The organism is Hyphomonas sp. (assembly GCF_046313735.1).
Classification (GTDB): domain Bacteria; phylum Pseudomonadota; class Alphaproteobacteria; order Caulobacterales; family Hyphomonadaceae; genus Hyphomonas.
In genome coordinates, this window is sequence record NZ_JBKBXW010000029.1 from 23677 (window position 1) to 43969 (window position 20293).

At 65.4% G+C, this 20293-nt stretch carries 23 protein-coding genes; 12 read left to right on the forward strand and 11 right to left on the reverse strand.

The annotated features are described in order from the left end of the window. Window positions 1–52 precede the first annotated feature (52 nt). A complete protein-coding gene (locus tag ACK4SV_RS13835) occupies window positions 53–898 on the forward strand; it encodes an ABC transporter permease (RefSeq protein WP_409918431.1) in 846 nt (281 codons plus the stop codon). 31 nt (window positions 899–929) lie between these two features. On the opposite strand, the gene ACK4SV_RS13840 is transcribed toward ACK4SV_RS13835, so the two are convergent. The 4 genes from ACK4SV_RS13840 to ACK4SV_RS13855 all read right to left on the reverse strand — a co-directional run bounded on the left by ACK4SV_RS13840 (window position 930) and on the right by ACK4SV_RS13855 (window position 5008). After that, window positions 930–1589 (reverse strand): peroxiredoxin, encoded by a 660-nt coding sequence (locus ACK4SV_RS13840; protein ID WP_409918432.1) that lies wholly within the window; start codon window positions 1587–1589, stop codon window positions 930–932. Window positions 1590–1720: 131 nt separating this feature from the next. Then, complete coding sequence (locus ACK4SV_RS13845; RefSeq protein WP_409918433.1) at window positions 1721–2809, reverse strand: DUF5694 domain-containing protein; 1089 nt, start codon at window positions 2807–2809, stop codon at window positions 1721–1723. Window positions 2810–2849: 40 nt separating this feature from the next. Beyond that, window positions 2850–4136 (reverse strand): spinster family MFS transporter, encoded by a 1287-nt coding sequence (locus ACK4SV_RS13850; protein WP_409918434.1) that lies wholly within the window; start codon window positions 4134–4136, stop codon window positions 2850–2852. Further along, on the reverse strand, window positions 4133–5008 hold the full coding sequence (locus ACK4SV_RS13855; RefSeq protein ID WP_409918435.1) for an alpha/beta fold hydrolase: 876 nt from the start codon (window positions 5006–5008) through the stop codon (window positions 4133–4135). Before ACK4SV_RS13855 ends, ACK4SV_RS13850 begins: the two co-directional genes overlap by 4 nt. Before the next feature lie 202 nt (window positions 5009–5210). On the opposite strand from ACK4SV_RS13855, the gene ACK4SV_RS13860 reads away from it, so the two are divergent. Continuing rightward, window positions 5211–5945, forward strand: coding sequence for a TetR/AcrR family transcriptional regulator (locus ACK4SV_RS13860; RefSeq protein ID WP_409918436.1), 735 nt, complete (start codon window positions 5211–5213; stop codon window positions 5943–5945). Window positions 5946–6101: 156 nt separating this feature from the next. Here the strand turns inward: ACK4SV_RS13860 and ACK4SV_RS13865 are convergent, their stop codons facing one another. Continuing rightward, a complete protein-coding gene (locus ACK4SV_RS13865; RefSeq protein WP_409918437.1) occupies window positions 6102–8435 on the reverse strand; it encodes a TonB-dependent receptor in 2334 nt (777 codons plus the stop codon). A 567-nt stretch (window positions 8436–9002) separates the two neighbouring features. Here ACK4SV_RS13865 and ACK4SV_RS13870 point away from each other — a divergent pair. Next, a complete protein-coding gene (locus tag ACK4SV_RS13870) occupies window positions 9003–9872 on the forward strand; it encodes a YhjD/YihY/BrkB family envelope integrity protein (protein WP_409918438.1) in 870 nt (289 codons plus the stop codon). Here the strand turns inward: ACK4SV_RS13870 and ACK4SV_RS13875 are convergent. From ACK4SV_RS13875 to ACK4SV_RS13885, 3 genes are all read right to left on the reverse strand, one after another. Next, window positions 9836–10564, reverse strand: coding sequence for an N-acetylmuramoyl-L-alanine amidase (locus tag ACK4SV_RS13875; protein ID WP_409918439.1), 729 nt, complete (start codon window positions 10562–10564; stop codon window positions 9836–9838). The two genes, ACK4SV_RS13870 and ACK4SV_RS13875, sit on opposite strands and share 37 nt — an antisense overlap. Beyond that, window positions 10564–11466 carry a DMT family transporter gene (locus ACK4SV_RS13880; protein ID WP_409918440.1) on the reverse strand — a complete coding sequence of 301 codons (903 nt, stop codon included), beginning with the start codon at window positions 11464–11466 and terminating at the stop codon, window positions 10564–10566. The genes ACK4SV_RS13875 and ACK4SV_RS13880 overlap by 1 nt, the downstream gene beginning before the upstream one ends. 66 nt (window positions 11467–11532) lie before the next feature. Then, the gene (locus ACK4SV_RS13885) at window positions 11533–12423 is read right to left on the reverse strand and encodes an MBL fold metallo-hydrolase (protein WP_409918441.1); all 891 of its coding nucleotides are present in this window, start codon (window positions 12421–12423) and stop codon (window positions 11533–11535) included. Between the two features lie 77 nt (window positions 12424–12500). On the opposite strand from ACK4SV_RS13885, the gene ACK4SV_RS13890 reads away from it, so the two are divergent. The 8 genes from ACK4SV_RS13890 (at window position 12501) to ACK4SV_RS13925 (ending at window position 17449) form a co-directional block, all read left to right on the forward strand. After that, the gene (locus tag ACK4SV_RS13890) at window positions 12501–12815 is read left to right on the forward strand and encodes an ArsR/SmtB family transcription factor (RefSeq protein WP_409918442.1); all 315 of its coding nucleotides are present in this window, start codon (window positions 12501–12503) and stop codon (window positions 12813–12815) included. A 4-nt stretch (window positions 12816–12819) separates the two neighbouring features. Then, window positions 12820–13350 (forward strand): rhodanese family protein, encoded by a 531-nt coding sequence (locus ACK4SV_RS13895; RefSeq protein ID WP_409918443.1) that lies wholly within the window; start codon window positions 12820–12822, stop codon window positions 13348–13350. Between the two features lie 28 nt (window positions 13351–13378). Then, the gene (locus ACK4SV_RS13900) at window positions 13379–14170 is read left to right on the forward strand and encodes a sulfite exporter TauE/SafE family protein (RefSeq protein WP_409918444.1); all 792 of its coding nucleotides are present in this window, start codon (window positions 13379–13381) and stop codon (window positions 14168–14170) included. Between the two features lie 150 nt (window positions 14171–14320). Continuing rightward, entirely contained in the window at window positions 14321–15040 is a 720-nt protein-coding gene (locus ACK4SV_RS13905; RefSeq protein WP_409918445.1) for a hypothetical protein, read from the forward strand. Then, window positions 15040–15666, forward strand: coding sequence for a class I SAM-dependent methyltransferase (locus ACK4SV_RS13910; RefSeq protein ID WP_409918446.1), 627 nt, complete (start codon window positions 15040–15042; stop codon window positions 15664–15666). The genes ACK4SV_RS13905 and ACK4SV_RS13910 overlap by 1 nt, the downstream gene beginning before the upstream one ends. Before the next feature lie 25 nt (window positions 15667–15691). Continuing rightward, complete coding sequence (locus tag ACK4SV_RS13915; protein WP_409918447.1) at window positions 15692–16525, forward strand: heme-dependent oxidative N-demethylase family protein; 834 nt, start codon at window positions 15692–15694, stop codon at window positions 16523–16525. Window positions 16526–16553: 28 nt separating this feature from the next. Further along, on the forward strand, window positions 16554–17000 hold the full coding sequence (locus ACK4SV_RS13920; protein WP_409918448.1) for a DUF4188 domain-containing protein: 447 nt from the start codon (window positions 16554–16556) through the stop codon (window positions 16998–17000). 11 nt (window positions 17001–17011) lie between these two features. Continuing rightward, on the forward strand, window positions 17012–17449 hold the full coding sequence (locus ACK4SV_RS13925) for an EVE domain-containing protein (protein ID WP_409918449.1): 438 nt from the start codon (window positions 17012–17014) through the stop codon (window positions 17447–17449). Here ACK4SV_RS13925 and ACK4SV_RS13930 read toward each other — a convergent pair. From ACK4SV_RS13930 to ACK4SV_RS13940, 3 genes are all read right to left on the reverse strand, one after another. Beyond that, window positions 17446–17925, reverse strand: coding sequence for a hypothetical protein (locus ACK4SV_RS13930; RefSeq protein WP_409918450.1), 480 nt, complete (start codon window positions 17923–17925; stop codon window positions 17446–17448). The two genes, ACK4SV_RS13925 and ACK4SV_RS13930, sit on opposite strands and share 4 nt — an antisense overlap. 79 nt (window positions 17926–18004) lie before the next feature. Continuing rightward, a complete protein-coding gene (locus tag ACK4SV_RS13935; RefSeq protein ID WP_409918451.1) occupies window positions 18005–18535 on the reverse strand; it encodes a D-glycero-alpha-D-manno-heptose-1,7-bisphosphate 7-phosphatase in 531 nt (176 codons plus the stop codon). Window positions 18536–18566: 31 nt separating this feature from the next. Then, window positions 18567–19817: a TCR/Tet family MFS transporter gene (locus ACK4SV_RS13940; protein WP_409918452.1), complete on the reverse strand. Its 1251-nt coding sequence runs from the start codon at window positions 19815–19817 to the stop codon at window positions 18567–18569. A gap of 120 nt (window positions 19818–19937) precedes the next feature. Here ACK4SV_RS13940 and ACK4SV_RS13945 point away from each other — a divergent pair, with 120 nt between their 5' ends. Further along, window positions 19938–20213: a hypothetical protein gene (locus ACK4SV_RS13945; protein ID WP_409918453.1), complete on the forward strand. Its 276-nt coding sequence runs from the start codon at window positions 19938–19940 to the stop codon at window positions 20211–20213. Window positions 20214–20293 lie beyond the last annotated feature (80 nt).

Here is a 20293-nt window from a genome sequence, read left to right on the forward strand (position 1 = left end):
AGGGCGGCGTGCGGAAATTTCCCCTGCAAGGCCCCTCGCGCGCTGGCGCAGCATGGCCTATCTGCAAGCGATGGATACGATTCCCGACCGCCCGCAAGCCCGCCTCCGCCAATATGGCGCCTTCAACGGCCTTGGCCTGTGGACACTCTACAAAAGGGAGGTCGGACGCTTCCTGAAAGTCTGGATGCAGACGGTCTTCGCGCCGGTTGTCACGACGCTCCTGTTCATGACGGTGTTCAAGCTGGCCTTTGGCGACCGGGGTAACCTGACGGGCGATTTCGCAGGCCTGAAGTATAACGACTTCCTCGCCCCCGGCCTGATCATGATGGCGATCCTGCAGAACGCCTTCCAGAATACGAGCTCCAGCCTGCTGCAGGCGAAGTTCAATTCCACCCATGTCGATTTCCTGATGCCGCCGCTTTCGCCGCTGGAGCTGACGATCGCCTTCCTCGGCGGCGCGGTCACGCGGGCGTTGATGGTGGCGGGCATTTCGGCGGTGGCGATCCAGCTCTCCGGCCTTGCGAGCCTTTCGGTCGCCCAAGTATGGCCGATCCTGTGGTTCGGCATCACCGCCTCGGTAATCCTCGGCGCGCTGGGTGCTTTTGGCGGCATCTGGGCCGACAAGTTCGACCACCTCGCCGCCGTCACCAATTTCGTGATCGTGCCGCTGACTTTCCTGTCCGGCACCTTCTATGACATCCAGGTTCTCGCCGAGCCGTTCCGCACGCTCGCCTACCTGAACCCGATCTTCTACATGATCGACGGCTACCGCTCCGGCCATCTGGGTGTTGCCAATGGCTCGCTGCTCATCGGCATGGCCTATACCGGCGTGCTGGCGCTCGCCTCCAGCATCTGGATATGGGCCCTGTTCCGGCGCGGCTACAAGCTGAAAGCCTGAACCGCCGCACCGGGGGAAGGGCAATGCGCGCTCAGTCCTTCGGCTGCGCCGTCACGCGCAGGTAGGGCAGCACACGCCGGAAGCCGCCGAAACGCTTCTGGGCATCCTCATCCGACACCGCCGCCGTGACGATCACATCCTGGCCCTGCTTCCACTGGGCCGGTGTGGCCACCTGGTGCTTCGCGGTCAGCTGGATGGAATCGAGCGCGCGCAGGATTTCGTCGAAGTTCCGGCCTGTGGTCATCGGATAGGTCAGGATCAGCTTGATGCGCTTGTCCGGCCCGATGACGAACACAGAGCGCACGGTGGCATTGTCCGCCGGCGTGCGGCCTTCGGACGTGCCGCTGAGGCTTGCAGGCAGCATGTCGTAGAGCTTGGCAACGGTCAGGTCCTTGTCGCCGATCATCGGATAGCCGACGGACTGGCCGGTGGCTGTCTGGATATCGGCCTTCCATTTGTGATGGCTCTCAACGGGATCGACCGAGATGCCGATGATCTTGGCGCCGCGTTTGGTGAATTCCGGCGCGATGCCGGCCATGTAGCCAAGCTCCGTCGTGCAGACCGGCGTGAAATCCTTCGGATGGCTGAACAGGATCGCATAGCCATCGCCGATCCACTCATGGAAGTTGATCGTGCCTTCGGTCGTCTCGGCGGTGAAATCCGGGGCGATGTCATTGATGCGTAGCGACATGTGTCGTCTCCTTCTTGGCGTGCGCCGGCACTGGTGGGCAGGCGCGAGGCAACTCGAGCCGCACAGATGAGGACGCCCCCGACGAGGGACAAGTGAACTCACATGCTAGCAACGCTAAAGCGCGGCCGCCCCTAATCCAGCACCGCCATGATATCGGCGGTGCGCATGTCGGCCATCATGTCGAGATAAGCATCCAGCCAGGGTTTGTGCGCCGACCCGACGATCGAGAGGACGCGCCCGCCGACCGCATCAGCAGACGCCTCGCGGATATGCGCCGCCATGCGCAGGTTGCGCGTATCCCATTCCGCCATCCGCACCCGGCCCACATCTTCCGGCCAGGCCCGGTCAATCATCACCCGCCACTGTCCTTCGGCGTCGAGGTGCCCGTATTCCGTCGTGTTCAGCTTGCGGAAATAGTCCAGCAGCGCATCCGCGCTCTGCCAGTCCGCTGCTTCCAGCGCTTCGGCAAAGACGGGGTGGTCGAAGATCACCGCAAACTCCGGTGTTTCAAGCGCGGCTGTCATTGGCTCCGCCACCCGGCCCATGAGGTGCGAGGCGGTATGGTCATCCGCCGGGTAGACCCGCTCATGGCCCAGCCGGATGGCCAGCGCCACTGCGATCTGGACATTCTCGTTCCGCGAGCCTGACAGCCGGTCCAGCAGCGCAGCCAGCTCGACGGTGACGCCGTCTCCGGCAATCCTGTCCGCAGCATCGAGCCGCAACCATTGCACCAGTGCAGAATGAATATCGCCCGAAGCAGAAAAGAGGGCGGCGAGCCTCCGCCGCTCTGCTGCCGCCGGCGCATCGGGCCAGCCGGCCAGCGTTTCGTCCACCGCAAGGCGGGCCTCCGGCATCGACAGCCCGGTCTCTGCCCCGGCGAGGCGCACGCCGTCCAGCGCCGCGCGCGCGAAATAGCCAACGGCTCCTTCATAGCGCGCATCATAGGCTTGCATCAGGAAGATCGTTTCCGGCCCCAGCGCCTCGATGGTGATGGCGCGGGGACCCAGCGCTTCAAGCCGGTCCAGCAGGCCCGACAGCGCCGCCGGGTCGAAATCGTCATACTGGGCAAGGTGCGCTGTGCCGAGCACGTAAACCTCGGTCACCTCGCCATGCACATGGGCGGCATAATCTCTGGGATCAAAGGCCGCCCCGGCCTCCTGCGCCGGGCCGGCGGCAGCCAACATGAGACAGGCGAGAAGGCTGGCAGGAAGTTTCAGCATTCGCTTCGCTCCCACCTCGGATAGACGGTGTCAAGCGGTGCTAAAGCGCCGCCCGCTCTGCGTCCCTGCGATAGTTGCGGGTGGCCATCAGGAGGCAGGCGATGCTCGCTGCGTTCAGGATCAGGATCATTTCCAGCGCCTGTGCCAGCGGGCGGGTAGAGCCTTCGCGCGCGAAATGATCAGACAATTCGCCCGCAATCCACGGCCCGCACCCAATGCCGATCAGCGTCAGGCAGAACAGCATGAAGGCCGACGCGAATGAGCGCATCCGCAGCTTCACGAGTTCCTGCGAGGCAGTGTAGGCGATGCTGGCATAGATGAGGCCGATGAAGCTCGGCACGATGTTCCAGGCATAGGCAAGTTCGGGCGTCGGCGCGCGCAGGAACATCCAGGCGAAGGGCAGGGCAAGGCCGGCGCACAGCGCGATGATCAGCGGGCGCCAGCGCAGGTCGCGCTTCGACAGCGTATCGCAGACCCGCCCCAGCACGACCGCGCCAATGCTGCCCACCCCGCCGATCAAGAGGCCCAGCGGCAGTGCCACCTGGCCGGGAGTCAGGTCGTGCGTACGCTGAAGATAGCTGGAGGTGAAGACGAGGAAGGCATTGGACGAGATGCAGATGAGCAGGCATCCCGCCAGCAGCCAGAGATAAGACGTCTGGCCGAGGATGAAGCGCAGCGTTTCGGGCAGGGACGGGGCCGGGCCGGCATCGGCGCGCTGGTCGGCAAGGCCGCGCACGGGTTCGCGGATGCCGAACCGCACGACGAGGGCGAGCAGGATGCCCGGCACACCGGCCACGAAGAACGCCACCCGCCAGCCATAAAGCTCATACACAAAGCCGCCGAGCGCGAAGCCCGCCATGATGCCAAGGCCGATGCCGGTCGTGTAGATGCCGAGGGCGGTGGCGCGCTCCTGCGGCGGGTAGAGGTCTGCGATCATCGAGGTCGCCGGCGGCGTGCCGCCTGCCTCGCCGACGCCGACGCCCATGCGCGCCAGCAGCAGCTGCCAGTAGGTCTGGGCAAGGCCCGACAGCGCCGTCATCGCCGACCAGAGGCCGACCGCGAGCGCAATGATATTGCGCCGGTTGCCCCGGTCGGCCCACATCGCGACCGGAATGCCCAGCGTTGCATAGAAGGCAGCGAAGGCGAGGCCGGTCAGCATCCCCAGCTGGCTGTCGCGCAGGCCGAGCTCCTGCTTGATCGGCTCGAGCAGGATCACGAGGATCTGCCGGTCGACATGGTTGAACGTGTAAGTCAGCGTCAGGACCGCGAGCACCCAGGCGCGGCCGGAAATCTTCGGCGGGCTGAGAGGCAGGGCAGGGGTTGTCATCGGGCGGCCTCCAGCCGGGTGAGGAAATCTGTGATGGCGGTGGCCGCCTGTGGCTCGTCGAGCAACGGCGCATGGCCGACACGCGGCACGGTAACGAGGCGCGCATCGGGATGGCGCCGCGCCATCTTCTCCGCCGTCGCCGCGCCGAGGATGTCGGACATCTCACCGCGCAGCACGAGCAGCGGCGCTTTCTTCGAGGCGGCAAACACGCGCCAGAGCAGGAAATGCGTCAGCGGGCCGGGTTTCACTCTGCCGAGCGAGGCGGCGATATTCGGATCATAGTCCGGCATCACCTTTCCCTTGGGCGTCTCCCGGTAGGTGCGCCGGGCAAATTCCATCCAGCGCGCTTCGGGCATGTCGGGAAACACCGCGCCCTGCAGCGTCTTCACGGCCGCGGCTGCGCTCTCCCAATCGGTCACGGGCGGGGTCTTGCCGGCATAGGCGGCGATGCGGGCAATCCCGGCCTTCTCCACCACCGGGCCGACATCATTGAGCACGATGCCGGCCACGCGCTCCGGCGCCTGACGGATCATCAGCAGCGAGATCAGCCCGCCCATGGATGTGCCGATCAGGGCGGCTTTCTTCAGGCCCAGCCGGTCCATCAGGGCCAGCATGTCCTTTGCGTAGACCGGCGGGGCATACTTCTTCGGGTCGGGATCATAGGCCGAGCGCCCGCGCCCGCGCACATCCACCGCGATGAAGCGGAAGCGCGGCGGCATTGCCGCGATCATCGGCTCGAAATCCTGATGGTTGCGGGTGAGGCCGTGGATGCAGAGTGCGGTGAGCGCGGCATCTTCCGGGCCATAAGACTTTGCAAACAGTGCAAGCCCGTCCGGCGATGTCCAGCCGATCTCCTGCCCCTGAACAGCCATGTCCTGCCTCCCGCCTCTCAGGCGCCTGTCAGGGTCTATTGCCCCGTTTCAACAATTGTTGAAAACTAGACCGGAACGGGCGGCCAATGCAAGCCGTCATCACCGGCTTTGACAAGGACGGGCGTTGGCCCGTAGGTTTGCGGCCGGGGGAAACACAGGGAGGAGACCGGTTCTGGGCGCGCGCAGCAAATCATCCGTATCCGTGAAGGCGGCACCGGCGAAGAAGGCAGACACGCCAAAGAAAGATGCGCCGGCGAAAACCGACCGGCGCACCGCCATCCTCGATGCGGCCGAGGCGGAATTCAGCGCGCATGGCTATGACGGCGTCACGCTGCGCGCCATCGCAACGCGCGCGGGCGTGGACCTTGCGCTGCCGAACTATTATTTCGGGCCGAAACAGCAATTGTTCGATGCGGTGTTCCTGCGCCGCGCAGAAATGCTGAACCGCTGGCGCGAAGAGGCGCTGATTGCTGCAATTTCTGCCGCAAAGCCGGCCCCGCCAAGCGTCGAGGCGATCGTGCGCGCCTATCTGGAGCCGCTGCTCAAGGGCCCACACCTCGAAGAACCCGGCTGGAAGAATTACTACGCCCTCGTCGCCTATGTGAACAACTCACCGGGCTGGGGCGGGCGCCTGATGGCGCAGCATTTTGACCCGCTGATCCGCAAATTCCTCGATGCCCTGCGCCTTGCCCTGCCGGGCATGGAAGAGAAGGATCTCTATTGGGGCTATCACTGTTTCTCCGGCGCGCTGACGCTTGCCCTTGCCCAGACGGGGCGCATTGATTTCCTCTCCGGCGGCCTCTGCCGGTCAGACGATCTCGCCGATGCATGCGAGCATATGGTGCACTTCATCGTCGGCGGCTTCGAGGCGGCCGAGCGCGCCGCGCCCGCAGCCCTGACAGCGCGGCGCAAACCTGTCCGCACAAAGACGGGCTGAGCCTGTTCCGCCTGCGGATTAACCTGATCCTGCGCAAAGAAAAAGGGCGGCAGCCTTTTCGGCGCCGCCCTTCACTTCCGGCCCCTTGCCAGGCGGCGGCAGGTGTCCCCGCCTGCCGCCGCCCTGCGGGAGGAAACGCCCGGGGCCCAGAACTGCCTAGAACTGGTAGTCGATGGAGAAGGTCACCGTACGCGGATCACCATAATACGCCGTCAGGACGCCTTCGAGACCCAGCGTCGGTGCGCCCGTTGCCGGATTGATGAAGTTGTAGCCGGCCACCTTGTAGCGCTCATCGGTCAGGTTCTTGCCGGTGAGGGTGAAGCCCCAGCGGCTGTCATCCGGCTTCCAGCGCAGGCCCATGTCGACGAGCGTATAGGCTTCCTGATCGAGCGGGCTGCGTACCTCGAACTGGCTGGAGTCGCTGCGGTAGGAGGCCAGCGTGTTCCAGGTCAGCCGGCCCGGCTTCTGCAGGATGTTGAACTCCGTGTCATAGGTCAGGCGCAGGCTGGCGGTCCAGTCGGGCGTGTTCTGGAACACGCGCTGGCTGGCGACGTCATTGCCGAACGCATCGATGAAGGTGTTGAACTTCGGATCGATATAGCCGACCGCCCAGGAGGCGGAGAAGGCGTCGCTCTGGTTGAACATCTGCTCGCCGAGCAGGGCGGAGCCCTCGAACTCGATGCCCCAGAGCTCTGCCGAGGCTGCGTTCGTGGTGACGCCGGTGAAGGTGTCGTTCACGCCGTCGCCATTCGTGTCGATGCCGACCGAGCCGGGGATCTGCACGTCCTTGTAGTCCATGTAGAACGCCGCAAGGCTGGTCGTCATGCGGCCACCGAAAGTGCTGGCCTTCCAGCCGATTTCATAGCTGTCGACTTCTTCGGGGTCGAACTGCATGAAGGCATAGATTTCTTCCGCCGAAACCGTGCCGTCGCGGTTGAGGTCCGGCGCGGCCGAGGTCTGGCCGCGGGGGTCGAACGAGCCGCCCTTGAAGCCCTGCGCATAGGTTGCATACAGGGTGTGGTTGTCGACCGGCTTCCAAGTCAGCGAGACGCGCGGGCTGAAATCATCGAACTTAGCGGTGCCGTTGAAGTTGGACGTTGTTGCAATCGGAACGCCCGCGCCGCCGAAGAAGGGCGAGAAGCCGCCGATAAACGTCCGGCGCAGGACGATCGATGAGCGCTCATCCTCCGTGTACCGCGCGCCCAGCGAGATCGCGAGCTGGTCGGTGATGTCATAGGTGAAATCGGCGAAGATCGACCAGGTCTCGGTCTGCACATCGCCGAAGGTCTGTGCATTGAGGCCCGGCAGGCCGATCAGCGCGCCGGTCGTGCCGAGCAGCACATCGAACACAGTGCCGGAATTCGCCTCCAGGTAATAGACGCCGACAATGCCGTTCAGACGGTCGCCGGAATAGAGCAGCTGCAGCTCGTTGGAGAGCTGGTCATTGGTGTAGATCGCCGGAACGTCCACATCGGCCACCGGAAGGGCATCGAAGTCGATCGGCGTCGTGCCTTCATCTTCGCGATAGGCGAGGATGTTCTTCAGGGTGATCCGGTCGTTGACGGTGTATTCGGCGACGAGCGAGAGGCCTTTCACCTCGACTTGCTGCTCGACCACATCCAGGCCCGAGCGGTGGTCATACACATTGTTCAGTACCGGGAAGGTCGAGGGCGGGAACAGGTCCGGGATCAGGCGGTGGCCGCCGCGGGCGTTTGACTCGTCCTTCATGTAGTCGCCGGCAAGGCGCAGCTGGAAGGAGTCCGTCACGTCCCATTCTGCCGAAAGGCGCGCGGAGAAGACGTCCTTGTTGTAATTGTCCTCGCCCGTGATCAGGTTCTCGCCGAAGCCGTCGCGCGTGAACAGGGCAACGCCGCCGCCGATGCGGAACGTATCGGCCAGCGGCACGGAGCCGGAGGCAACCACGTCCTTCTGGCCATAAGAGCCGATGGCGCCGCGCAGTTTCAGGCTCGGCTCGCTGGCGAGGCCGCGCGTGACATATTTCACCGCGCCGCCAATCGTGTTGCGGCCATAGAGCGTGCCCTGCGGCCCGCGCAGAACCTCGATGCGCTCCACATCATAGACTTCGAGCACCGCGCCTTGCGGACGGTTCAGGTAAACATCGTCGATATAGATGCCGACGCCGGCTTCGAAGCCGGAGACCGGGTCCTGCTGGCCGACGCCGCGGATGAAGGCGGAGATCGTGTTGTTGGTGCCGCGCGAGACTTCGAGCGTCACGTTGGGCGAGATCTTCGCCACTTCGTCCAGCGTCTGGACGCCGAGATTGGCGAGCAGTTCGCCGTCGAATGCCGACACCGACAGCGGCACGTCGAGCAGGTTTTCCTCGCGGCGCTGGGCGGTGACAACGATGGCGCCGAAGCGGCGTTCTTCGCTGGCACTGGTTTCGTCATCCGACTGGGCCCAGGCGGCCATCGGGGTGAGGGCTGTGGCAGCAAGCGCCAATGCCATGAATTTGTTGAGGTTGTTGGCCATATTGTCCTCCCGGTGCCCTTGTTGGGCTGATTATTCAACAAATGTTGATTTTCAACGGTTGTTGAAATGACAGGGGCGGGCAGCCTTGTCAATGTGGCCGCGCGGCAACAGTGGGGGCAGGGCTGGCGGTACCGCGGCAGGAAACACGAAGGGCCGGACAGGGCCTTGCCCTTCCGGTTTTGCTTGTCTGGGACGGTCCTGCGGAGGGGGCTGGCAGCCCGAAGGGTTCCGGGGACGGCAATAGGGGTAGTCCGTAGTCAAGGCTTGTCCCCGGCGCCGGTGGGCAAGCCCCCTCCGCAGCGGAGGGCATCCATCGGCCTGCCTCCTTTCCAAGGGGGACGCCTCCGGACCGGGCAGGAAGGCGAGCGTCCTGCCACCGGTGAGATTACACCCTTAGCGGACCCGGTCGGATTGGTGGCCTGTGGAATTCCGCTCCGGCGGCCCGCCATCTGCAGCAAATGCAGGCGAAATTTCTTGCGTGCCCGCTTCCGCGCCGCCCTGGAAACAGGGATTGGCCCGCGCCAATCCCCGCTTTGTCTCCCGGCCTGCCCGTGCCAGAAGGGGCAGATGATTGAAGCCTGGCGTCCTGCCTTCCTTGATCCTGGCTGGCGCGCGCTGAAGCGCCTGTTCCGGCCGGATGTGCGCATCGTCACCGGCGGCATCGCCTTCTATGCGCTGTTCTCGATCTTCCCGCTGATATACCTGACGCTGACGCTGCTGACCTTCTTCCTGCCGCCGGACATCGCCCAGGAGATGGCCAAGCCCATCACCGAAATCTTCCGCCAGAATGTCGAGCCGCTGACGGATGAGGAACTCGACACCATCCGCAGCATGACGCCGGCGGGCCTCAGCCTGCGCGCGTTCATTGCCCTGCTGCTCGTGCTGTTCACCGCCACATCCGGCGCCAAGGCGGCGATTACCGGCATCCGCATGATTGCCGGAACAGCCGACCGGACGCGCTTTGCGCGCTTTCAGGGCGTCTCGCTGCTGCTGACGGCGGCGCTGATCCTGGCGGTCTGGCTGATGGGCATCCTGCAGCTGTTCACGACTCTGCTGATGCAGGATACGGGTGATGCAACCGCGCAGTTTGCCGGCACGATCGCGGCGATTGCGGACTCGCTCTGGATCTCGAAAGGCATTGCCAGCTTTGCGGTATTCTACCTGATCCTCGTGCTGTCCTTACGCGGTCATGTCGCGCGCGGCACACGGGCGCTGGCAGCAGGCGCGGCGGCGGGGGCGGTGGCGTTCCTGCTCGTCACCTTCCTGTTCCAGCTTTACCTCAATTATTCCGTGCTCGGCACGATCTATGGCGCGCTGGCGTCGCTGATCCTCGGCTTCATCTGGCTGTCGGCCTCGGTGATGTCGCTGCTGCTGGGCGCGGCGCTCGCGACCGAATGGTCTCAGGCCTGGGGGGAAGAAGACGAGACCGCCGCATAGGCCGCCGCGATCTGCGCAACGCGCGCCAGCGTGCGCGCATCTGCCATGCCGGTGATGGCGTCCGGCATCCAGCGGCGCTGGAAGGCGCGCAGTGCGGCGGGAATATCGCCCGTGTCATAGCCGATGGCGGCAAGCTGGGTGTTGAGCCGCATGGCGTCCCCGCCCGCCCAGACACAGCCTGCGCCGGTTTCTTCGGCGGGCCAGATCCCGAGGCCGGCTTCGGCGAGGCGCGCCCAGGGGAAATGCCCGCCGGGGTCGATCTTGCGGGCGGGCGCAATGTCCGAATGGCCGACAAGGCCGGTTTGCGGGATGCCGTGGTGCGCCATGATCTCGCGCGAGAGCGCAATGACAGCGGCAATCTGCGCATCCGGATAGGGCGGCAGCACGCCGCCGGGCAGGGGATAGTCATGCCCGCCATTGACGATCTCGATGCCGACCGAGCGGGAGTTCAGATCCTCCAGCCCCTGCCAGCGCGAGATGCCGGCATGCCAGGCGCGGGCGCTTTCCGGCACGAGGCGGGTGATGCGGCCATCTTCCCAGACCATGTAATGGGCCGAGACTTCCGCGCCCTCATCCTGCATCCGGGCGAGCGCCGCGGCGCCGCTTTCCATGCCGGTATAGTGCAGCACCAGCAGGCTGACGGGATGTTTGCGCTCATTCTGGTTGGGGCTCAGCGCATCCTCAATGGTCATCAGCTGTCTCCGGTCGCCGCCTTCTTGCCGAGGGCCGCTTCCGGCAATTTCTCGTTCGGGCGCAGCGCGATGACAAGGACTCCGCTTAGGGAGACGGCCGCGCCGAGAATGAGGCGCAGGGTCAGCGGCTCGTTCAGGAGGGCGATGCCGAAGATCACGCCCCAGATCGGCGTCATCAGCGTCAGCGGCGAGAGCAGCGAGACATCGTATTTCTTCAGCAGCGAATAGAAGGCCGAATGGCCGAACACCGACACGCCGAGGATGGCGAACGCGGTTGCCGCGAAGACGCCCCAGCCGGCGGCGAGGAAGGTGGCGACCTGGCCGGTCTCGATCACGGCGGAGAGCGCAAACAGCGGCGCGAAGCTGAACAGGCCGACCCAGCCCTGCAGCTTCAGCGCGTCCACCTTGGGCATGGATTTCATGATGATGCCGCCGGCGGATCCGACAATCGCCGAGCCGACGATGTAGAGGAGGCCAAAGGAGACCGAGAAGCTGGTCGGGTCAAAGGCGATGATCAGCACGCCAATGAAGGCGAGCAGGATGCCGAGCGCCCGGCGCCAGCGGATGACCTCGCCGAGGAAGGCCATGCTCATCAGGGTGGAGATCGGCACGCCCAGCTGGCCGACGACCGCGACGGCCGAGGCTTCGGCATGCTGCAGGCCGATGAACAGGAGCGCAAAGTGCAGGCTGCCGATCATCAGCGAGACGAGGAACAGGATGCGCAGGTTCGCCGGGCGCGGGAACAGGAAGGGCACGAGGCAGAGCGCCACGCCCAGGAAACGCAGGCCCGCAAAGAAGACCGGCGGCACGCCATTGTCGGCCACCACCCAGCGGGTGGCGACGAGGTTCAGCCCCCAGACGAGGCAGACAAGGCAGAGAAGGGCAAAATCGCGGATCGCCATCTGCCGCCCCTAACAGGCTTTGGCGGCATATGGCAGGGGGCACGCGGGGTCATCCGGGCAGGGGAGCTATGCGCGCCCGCCCATCCGGTTGACCGGCAGTTTCAGGTAGACATGGCCGTCCTTTTCAGGGGGCGGCAGGGCGCCGGCGCGGATGTTGACCTGCAGGCTCGGCAGGATCAGGCGCGGGGCGGCGAGGGTGGCGTCGCGCCGCTCGCGCATGGCGACGAATTCGTCCTCGCTGATGCCTTCATGCACATGGATGTTGGCGGCGCGCTGCTCCGCGACGGTCGTCTCCCACCGGTAGGCGCTGCGGCCCTCGGGCAGGTAGTCATGGCCGACGAAGATGCGGGTGTCTTCCGGCAGGGCGAGGATTTTCGCGATCGAGCGGTAGAGCGTGCGCGCATCGCCGCCGGGAAAGTCCGCGCGGGCGGTGCCATAGTCCGGCATGAACAGCGTGTCGCCGACGAAGGCGGCGTCGCCGATCACATAGGTCAGGCAGGCCGGCGTGTGGCCGGGCGTGTGCAGCACACGGACGGTCAGCTCGCCGAGCGGGAAGGTCTCGCCATCGGCGAACAGCTGGTCGAACACGCCGGCATCCGGCGCATCGGGCGCTTCGCCGAACATCGGCAGGAAGGCTTTCTGCACCTTGGTGATGTGCTGGCCAATGCCGATCTTCGCGCCGGTTTTCTGGCGGATGTAATCGGCGGCCGACAAATGGTCGGCATGGGCGTGGGTATCGAGCACGAGCTGAAGGTCAAGGCCAAGGGACGCAGCGTCGGCCAGCATCGCATCGGCCGAGGCCGAGGACAGGGCCGAGGCATTGGGCTCGAAATCGAGGACCGGATCGAGGATCGCCGCTGCGCGCGTTGCCGGGTCCCAGACGAGGTAGGACACGGTGTTGGTGGCGGGATCGAAGTAAGCCTTGAGGTCGGGCTTGGCAGGCATTGTGGCAGGCATGGGGGGCCTCCTGTTGTTTGTGATGACCCTCATATATTAGCTATTGCTAAATTAGCAAGACCGAATATATAGGACCCATGAAAGCCCAGACCCTCGATCCTTCCGTTTTCGCCGAGAAAGCTGCCGAGGCCGCCCGTTTCCTGCGGGCGCTGTCGAATGAGCAGCGGTTGATGATCCTCTGCCGCTTGAGCGGCGGGGAGATGAAAGTCAGCGCCCTGCTGGCCGGGACGGACCTGTCCCAGTCGGCACTGTCCCAGCACCTCGCCGTGCTGCGGGCGGACGGGCTGGTGGCCACACGGCGCGAGGGCCAGGCGATCCATTACCGGATCGCCGAGCCGGCTGTGCTGAAACTGATCGAGGCGCTGGCCGAGATCTTCTGTCCTGAGGAGTAACCCCGTGACGACCCTGACCAAGATTGACCCCAAGACACTCGCGGAAGGCCTGAAAGCCGGACGCTTCCACCTGATCGACATCCGTGAGGCGGATGAACATGCGCGCGAGCATATCGCGGGCGCCGCCTCCCTCCCGCTGTCCAAGCTGGAAGAGTCCGGCCTGCGCCTTGGCGCGGACAAGTCCGCCGTGTTCCATTGCAAATCCGGGATGCGGACCGAAGCCAATTGCGCGCGCCTTGCGGACAAGGTGGACGGCGAGGCGCTGTTGCTGGCGGGCGGGCTGGATGCCTGGAAACAGGCCGGCCTTCCGGTGGTGACCGACACGAAAGCGCCGCTGCCCATGAACCGGCAGGTGCAGATCACCGCCGGGCTGCTGGTGCTGACCGGTGTGCTGGTCGGCACCTTCGTGCATCCGGCCGGCTATGCGCTGTCGGGTTTCATTGGCGCAGGCCTCACCTTTGCGGGCATTTCGGGCTGGTGCGGCATGGCGAATGTGCTCGCCGTCATGCCCTGGAACCGGACGGCTGCGGCCTGATCTCATCTCAGGCACCGGGAGGGTTGCCATGCTGGCTCTGACACCTGCCATGATTGCGGCGGCGCTGCTGTCCGGCGCCCTGATCGGCCTGTTCCTCGCCACCTTCGGGGGCGGGGGATCGGTGCTTGCGGCGCCGCTCCTGATCTTTGCGGTCGGGGTCACGGATCCGCACCTTGCGATCGGCACGTCGGCGGCGGCGGTGGCCGCGATTGCGCTGGTGAACCTTGCCGGGCACTGGCGCGCAGGCCGGGTGAAATGGCCCTGCGCGCTGACCTTTGCCGGGGCGGGGTTTACCGGGTCCCTGCTGGGCTCGACGCTCGCCCTGCAGGTGGACGGGCGCTGGCTGCTGCTCGGCTTTTCGCTCGCCATGGCAGCCATCGGCCTGACGATGCTGCGCAAGCCGAAAAGCGAGGGGAATGCCGATGTGCACCTGACGCTGCGGATGCTGCTGCGCCTCGCGCCGGCGGGATTCGCAACCGGGGTTGCCGCCGGCTTCTTCGGCATCGGCGGCGGTTTCCTGATCGTGCCGGGCCTGATGATGGCCGCCGGCATGACGCTGTCGAATGCGGCGGCCTCCTCGCTGGTCTCCGTTGCGGTATTCGGGGCGGCAACCTCTGCGAATTATGCGCTGGCCGGATCGGTGGACCTGCGCCTCGCAGGGCTGTTGCTGGCCGGCGGCGCCGTTGGCGGGGGCGCGGGGCTGCTGGTTGCGCGCGCGATGGCCACCCGCATCCGGACGGCGCGGATCGGCTTTGCCGTCATGATTATCGGGGTGGCGATCTATGTGGCCTGGTCGGCGGCGCAGCAGATCCTCGGATAAGGCGGGCAGACGGCCCGCAAAAAATGCAGTTCCCCCTGATGAGGCTTGCTAAACCTGTAGCGAAAGGCTGATATACCAGACACTTCAGGACAGGCGCGGGGGGGTGCGCGGCTGGCCGTTAACCGGACGCAGAATGCCAGGGAGCACGCGATGAGCCTGATATGGTGGATCCTGCCGTCCATTTCCGGCGTCATCGGACTGATCCTCCTGTTTGCCGGCATCGCCAAGCTGGCCAATCTTCGGCCATTTGCCGGCGTGGGCCGGCTGGCGCTGGGCTCGGCTTTCCTCGGGATTGCCGGTGTGGTCGCCTTTGCGGGCCTGAATATCCAGACCTACAAGCGCCTGACCTATGAACGCCCGGTGGCGACCGTCACCTTTACGGCGGTTCCGGGCCGGGAGAATGCCTTCCAGGCGGATGTCGTGCTGGCCGATGGCTCGCAATTCCTGCAGGCCGATGGCACGCGCCCGGTGTTCGAGGGCGATGAGTGGCAGATCGGGGCGCGGGTCATCAAGTTCCAGCCGATGGCGAACATCCTCGGCTATGACTCGGTCTACCGGCTGGAGCATATGCGCTCGACCTTTTCGATGCAGTTCTCCTCCGAAGCGGTGACGCGCGGCCAGCAGGACGGCATCCGCATCGTGCGCAGCGAGCCGGGCATTGATGTCAATGCGCTGGCGCGCACCTATGGCTCGCGCTTCGGGATTGATGCGGAGTATGGATCGGCCACCTATCAGCCGATGGGGGATGGCTATGTGTTCGAGGTGTCGATCACGCAGGATGCGCTGATCGCGCGGCCGGATGAGGCGACGCGCCAGAAGATCCAGATGCGTTCCTATCCCGGCTTCACCCCCACGAACCGGACGCAGTGATGAACCCCTGGGAGCGGTATGTCGTTCCGAACCTGGTGGCGTGCGCGTGTTCCTCGCGGCCGATCATGAAGCAGCGCCAGAAGGTCGTGCCTGAAGCCAGCGGCGTGGTGCTGGAGCTTGGCTGCGGCTCGGGCACAAATTTCGATCTCTATGATGGCGGCAAGGTCGACCATCTCTATGCGCTGGAGCCGGCGCCGGGGATGGTGAAGAAAGCGCGCCGCAAGGCGGGCGAACTCGGCATCGGGCGCAGCATTGATTTCCTGGAGACCGGGGCGGAGGCCATTCCGCTGGCGGATCATTCGGTGGATACGGCCGTCATCACCTTTGTGCTGTGCACGATCCCCGACTGGCGCGCGGCGCTGGCCGAGACAAAGCGCGTGCTGAAGCCCGGCGGGCGGGTGTTGTTCACCGAGCATGGCCTGTCACCGGACGAAGGCGTTGCCAAATGGCAGCGCCGGGTGGAGCCCGTCTGGAAGGCGCTTGCGGGTGGTTGTCATCTGACGCGCGATACGATCAGCCTGCTGAAGGAAGCAGGCTTCGAGGCGGAAGACGCCGAGACGATGTACCTGCCGAACACGCCGAAGATCGCGGGCTATGTCAGCTGGGGCTCGGCGCGCCCGGCCTGATGCAGGGGAAGGGGAGAGAGGGCAGATGCGCACGCCGCCTTACCTGCCTTTCCTGAACGGGCCGCTTTCACTGGCGCCGGGGCTGAAACCCATCGAGGCATCCCACTGGCTTGATCCGGATACGGAGAAAGACGTCTGGCTGGATGACAAGCGTACCCTGATGCGCAAGCGCCGGAGGGATGTGTTTGCTGCCCGTCCGGGTACGGAAGAGGCGATGGCGGAAGCCGCAGAGCAGGTGCTGGCGTTTTCAGGATCACGGGCGCGCGGGGACTGGCCGACGCCGCTGGAGAAGGCGGCCAGCGCAGTGTCGGATGATCTCTGCCTGATGATGCGCGAGGGGTATGGCTTCTGGCGGCTGGAAGCGGCGAGCCTGTGTGCGCCGACTTTCTGGCGGCTGGACGAGAAGCTGGGCGAGCCTCTGGCCGGGCTGCACGGGCCGGTGCCGGGCGCCAATCCGGACATGGTGGGGCGGGTGCGCCGGATGTTCGATGCGCTGCGCCCCGGCCAGGTGCTGGAGCGGTTCAACTGGACGGTCCAGCCGGGGCCGGAGCGGTTCACGCCGTCGCAGGAGGCCTATAAGCGTCTCGCCGGGATTCTGACGGAGGAGGGGGCGCTGGCGGCCCTGTGGCTGCGGGTAGAGCGGCAGACGATCTCGAAACTTCCGCAGACCGGGGCGGTGCTGTTCACGATCCGGGTCGCCATTGACCCGCTGCAGGCCGCGCTCGACGGGCCCGGCCATGCGGAGGCGTTTGAAGCAGCGTGGGACGGGATCGACCCGGTGCTGGCGGACTACAAGGGCTGGCCGCATTATGAGCGGCTGGTCCGCGCGGCCCTCGCCGAAGTGGGGCGGTCGCGCTAGGTTTCTTCCTCCGGGAGGAATCAGAACAATGGCAAAGATAAAAGAAGGCCGCTGGACGGCGGAGGTGGAGGGCGAGTTTGTCGTGTTCCTGATCGGAATGCGGATCAACCGGCTGTGGAAGGTGTGGAAGTGGCTTCCCGTCTTCATGGCGATGCCGAAGATGCTGATCGAGCTGTTCGGCAAGCCGGAACTGGGCCTGATGCATGCGCGCACGCATTTCGGCCTGCGCAACACGATGCTGGTGCAATACTGGCGCAGCTATGACCAGCTGTACGCCTATGCGACCGACAGGACGCTGGCGCACCTGCCGGCCTGGAAAGCCTTCAATCAGCAGGTTGCGAAAAACGGGGATGTCGGTATCTGGCACGAGACTTACACGGTCCGCCCCGGCGATTTCCGCAATATCTATGGCAACATGCCTGCTTATGGTCTCGGCCTGGCGGGCAGGCTGAAGCCGGCGGGGGGAAAGCATTGAAGGAGCGCGCGTTGAAATACTGGCTGGTGAAATCGGAGCCTGATGCCTGGAGCTGGGACCAGCAGGTGGCAAAGGGCGAGGTGGGCGAGCCCTGGTCGGGCGTGCGCAACTATACCGCCCGCAACCATATGCGCGACATGAAGATCGGCGACCGGGTGTTCTTCTACCACTCCAATATTGGCCTTGAGGTGGTGGGTATCTGCGAGGTGTGCGAGCTGTCGAAGCCTGATCCGACGACGGATGATCCGCGCTGGGACTGTGTGACGATCCGGGCGCTGGCGCCGGTGCCGAAGCCGGTGAGCCTCAAGGATGTGAAGGCGAACCCGAAGCTGGCGGAGATGAGCCTTGTGACATCGTTCCGCCTGTCCGTGCAGCCGGTGACGGCGGCGGAGTGGAAGGAAGTCTGCCGCATGGGCGGGCTGGACCCGAAGACGCTGAAGCCGGTTTAGGCGGGCGCCTCGTCCGGGGCGGCGTCTTCTTCGGGGGCCGGGCAGGGGCCGTCATGCAGGAACATGGTGTCGATATAGGCGGGCACGACGCTGCCGTCGTCGAGTGTATAGTCGGCCTCTGCCATGACACTCATGTCGTCGATGCTGGCGCCGATGCGGATCTTGCCTTCCTGCACCGGGCCATCGGTGCAGGTATAGGTCAGGTCGAGCATCCCGACATCGCGCTTGCGGCTGGTGATCTCGCAGGTTGCGCCGCGCGCCGCCATGGCGAGGAACTGCTCAGGTGTGCGCTGCGTCCACCGCGTGAGGCAGATTTCGGTCTCGATCTCCTCGACATATTTGCCGTCGAGCATCAGCGACTCATAGACAAGCCAGCGGCCGGGCTGCATTTCGAAATTCATCCGGTTCCCGCCGCCGAAGGCTGTCAGCGACAGCATGGCGGCCAGGGCAGCGGTGAGGGCGGCGGGTCTCAGCATGTCGGGCGCACTCCGGCGAGGATTTCCGCGCGAGATGAGCATGGACGCCTGCGCCTGTCACGCCCCCTGATCTGGGGGATCAGCCTCGATTGCCGTCCTCGAAGCTCGCCAGCGTCCATTCGGCGAAGGTGGCGAGATTGCCGCCGGTGAAGAGGAAGCCGGCCACGCCGGCGGCGCGGGCGGCTTCGATGTCGGCGTCCTTGTCGCCGATCAGGAAGCTCGATTCGCGCTTCACCGGGAAATCGGACATCGCGCGCAGCAACATGCCGGGCTTTGGCTTGCGGTCGAAACTGTCCTTCCGGTAGCGGGGGTTCTCGCCCTCTTCGTGGTAGGGGCAGTAATAGATGCGGTCGATGCGGGCGCCGGCCTCGGCGAGGCGGGCCTCCATCCAGCCATGAAGGGTGTGCATGTCGTCTTCGGTGTAATAATTGCGGGCGATGCCTGACTGGTTGGTCACCACGAAGACATGCCAGCCGCGGGCATTGAAGGCGGCGATGGCCTCGGGCGCGCCATCGATGAATTCGAAATCCTCGATCCGGCTGACATAGCCCCGGTCGACATTGATGACGCCGTCACGGTCGAGGAAGAGGGCGGGGCGCAGCTTCAGCATGACAGGGCTGTAACCAAGGCGGGAGGCTGTGTCACGCCCCTCTGGCCGCCAGGGCCGCTGCATTTGCGGCAATGCCCCGGCGGAACGGGATCAGGGCGAGAGCGGTCAGAAATCCGGCAAGCAGGAAGGCCGCGCCGGGGAAGTGGACCGGGGCGGACGGGTGGGTAAAGGTGAAGATCATCGCCTGCATGATCAGCGGGCTGAAGATCAGGCCAAAGGCGTTGAGCCCGGCAATGGCCCCCTGCAGCTCGCCCTGCGCATTGCGCGGCGTGACGGTGGACATCAGCGAGTTGAGGGCGGGGGTCGTGATGCCGCCGAGCGCGTTCAGCGGGATGAGAAGGTAGACGATCCACGGCGCGCCGGCGAAGGCGAACGCGCTCATCGTGACGACATGGATGCAGAGGCCGGCGAAGGCGGTGTTGACCGGCCCAAGCCGCTTCAGCACCGGACCCATGAGGAAGGCCTGGACGAAGGCTGCGCCGAAGCCGACAAGGCCGAGGGAGAGGCCGATCTCGAACGGCGTCCAGCCGAAGCGGATTTCGGTATAGATTGACCAGGTGGCGGGATAGACGGTGTGGGCGAAGAAATAGATGCCGCCTGCGATCAGCAGCCAGGAGACCTGCGGCAGTTTCGAGAAGTGGCGCGCGGCGCCGAAGGGGTTCGCGCGGGCAAGGCGGAAGGGGCGGCGGTTCTCCGGGGCGAGCGATTCCGGCAGCACGAACAGGCCATAGAGCACATTGATGCCGCACAGCGCGGCGGCGGCAAAGAAGGGCGCGCGCACATCTATCTCGCCCAGCAGGCCGCCAAGGACCGGGCCGAAGACGAAGCCGAACCCGAAGGCAGCGCCGATGCGCCCGAACGCCTTGGCGCGGTCTTCAGGTGCGGTCGTATCGGCGATGTAGGCGTTGGCGGTGGAGACTGTGGCGCCCGCGATGCCGGCGAGCGCGCGGCCGAGGAAGAGTACCCAGATCGAGGCGGCAAAGCCCATGATGAGCATGTCGATGGCCAGCATGGCGAGCGAGCCGAGGAGGACGGGCCTGCGCCCGAACCGGTCTGACAGGGCGCCGAGCACCGGCTGGGCGAAGAAGTTGCAGACGGCAAAGGTGGCCGCCAGCGCGCCGATCCAGAGGGTCGCGCGCTCGGGCGGGACATTGGCAAGGTCCTGCACGAGGCTGGGGATGACGGGCACGATCAGGCCGAAGGCCATCATGTCCAGCGCCACGGTCACGATCACGAAGAGATAGGCGTGGGGGCCTGGGGGGCGCTGGGAAGTGTCGGTCATTCGGGGGCAGCATTCTGCCGCGCGGCGGGCCCTGTCAATCAAGCCGCGTCTTCAAATGGCGCTCGACAGGAGCGGGCTTCTCCCGGAATGTAGTGCCGGGGACGACAGGAGACCTGCAGCATGGACCTTGAGACTTTTGTGCCGCTCTTCATCGCGGCGCTGGGCGGCATGATCCTCGGGCCGGTGGTGACACGCCTGCTCGGCGGGCGGGCGGTGGTTGGCATGTTTGGCGGCATTGTGGGCGGCATCGCGGCACACTATGCGGCGGATGCGGCGGGCATCGGTCCGCTGCTCGGCACCAGCCAGGCCATGATCCATATCCAGAACTTCCTGGAGGGCGGGGTCGGCGGCGGAATACTCGGCCTGCTGGCCGGGCTGATGCTCCGCAGACGCTGACCCTACGGAAAGGCCGCCAGACCTCATGATAGCGTTCACACAATCTGCAGCGCGCCTAACCCGGTAGTAACCTTATCGCT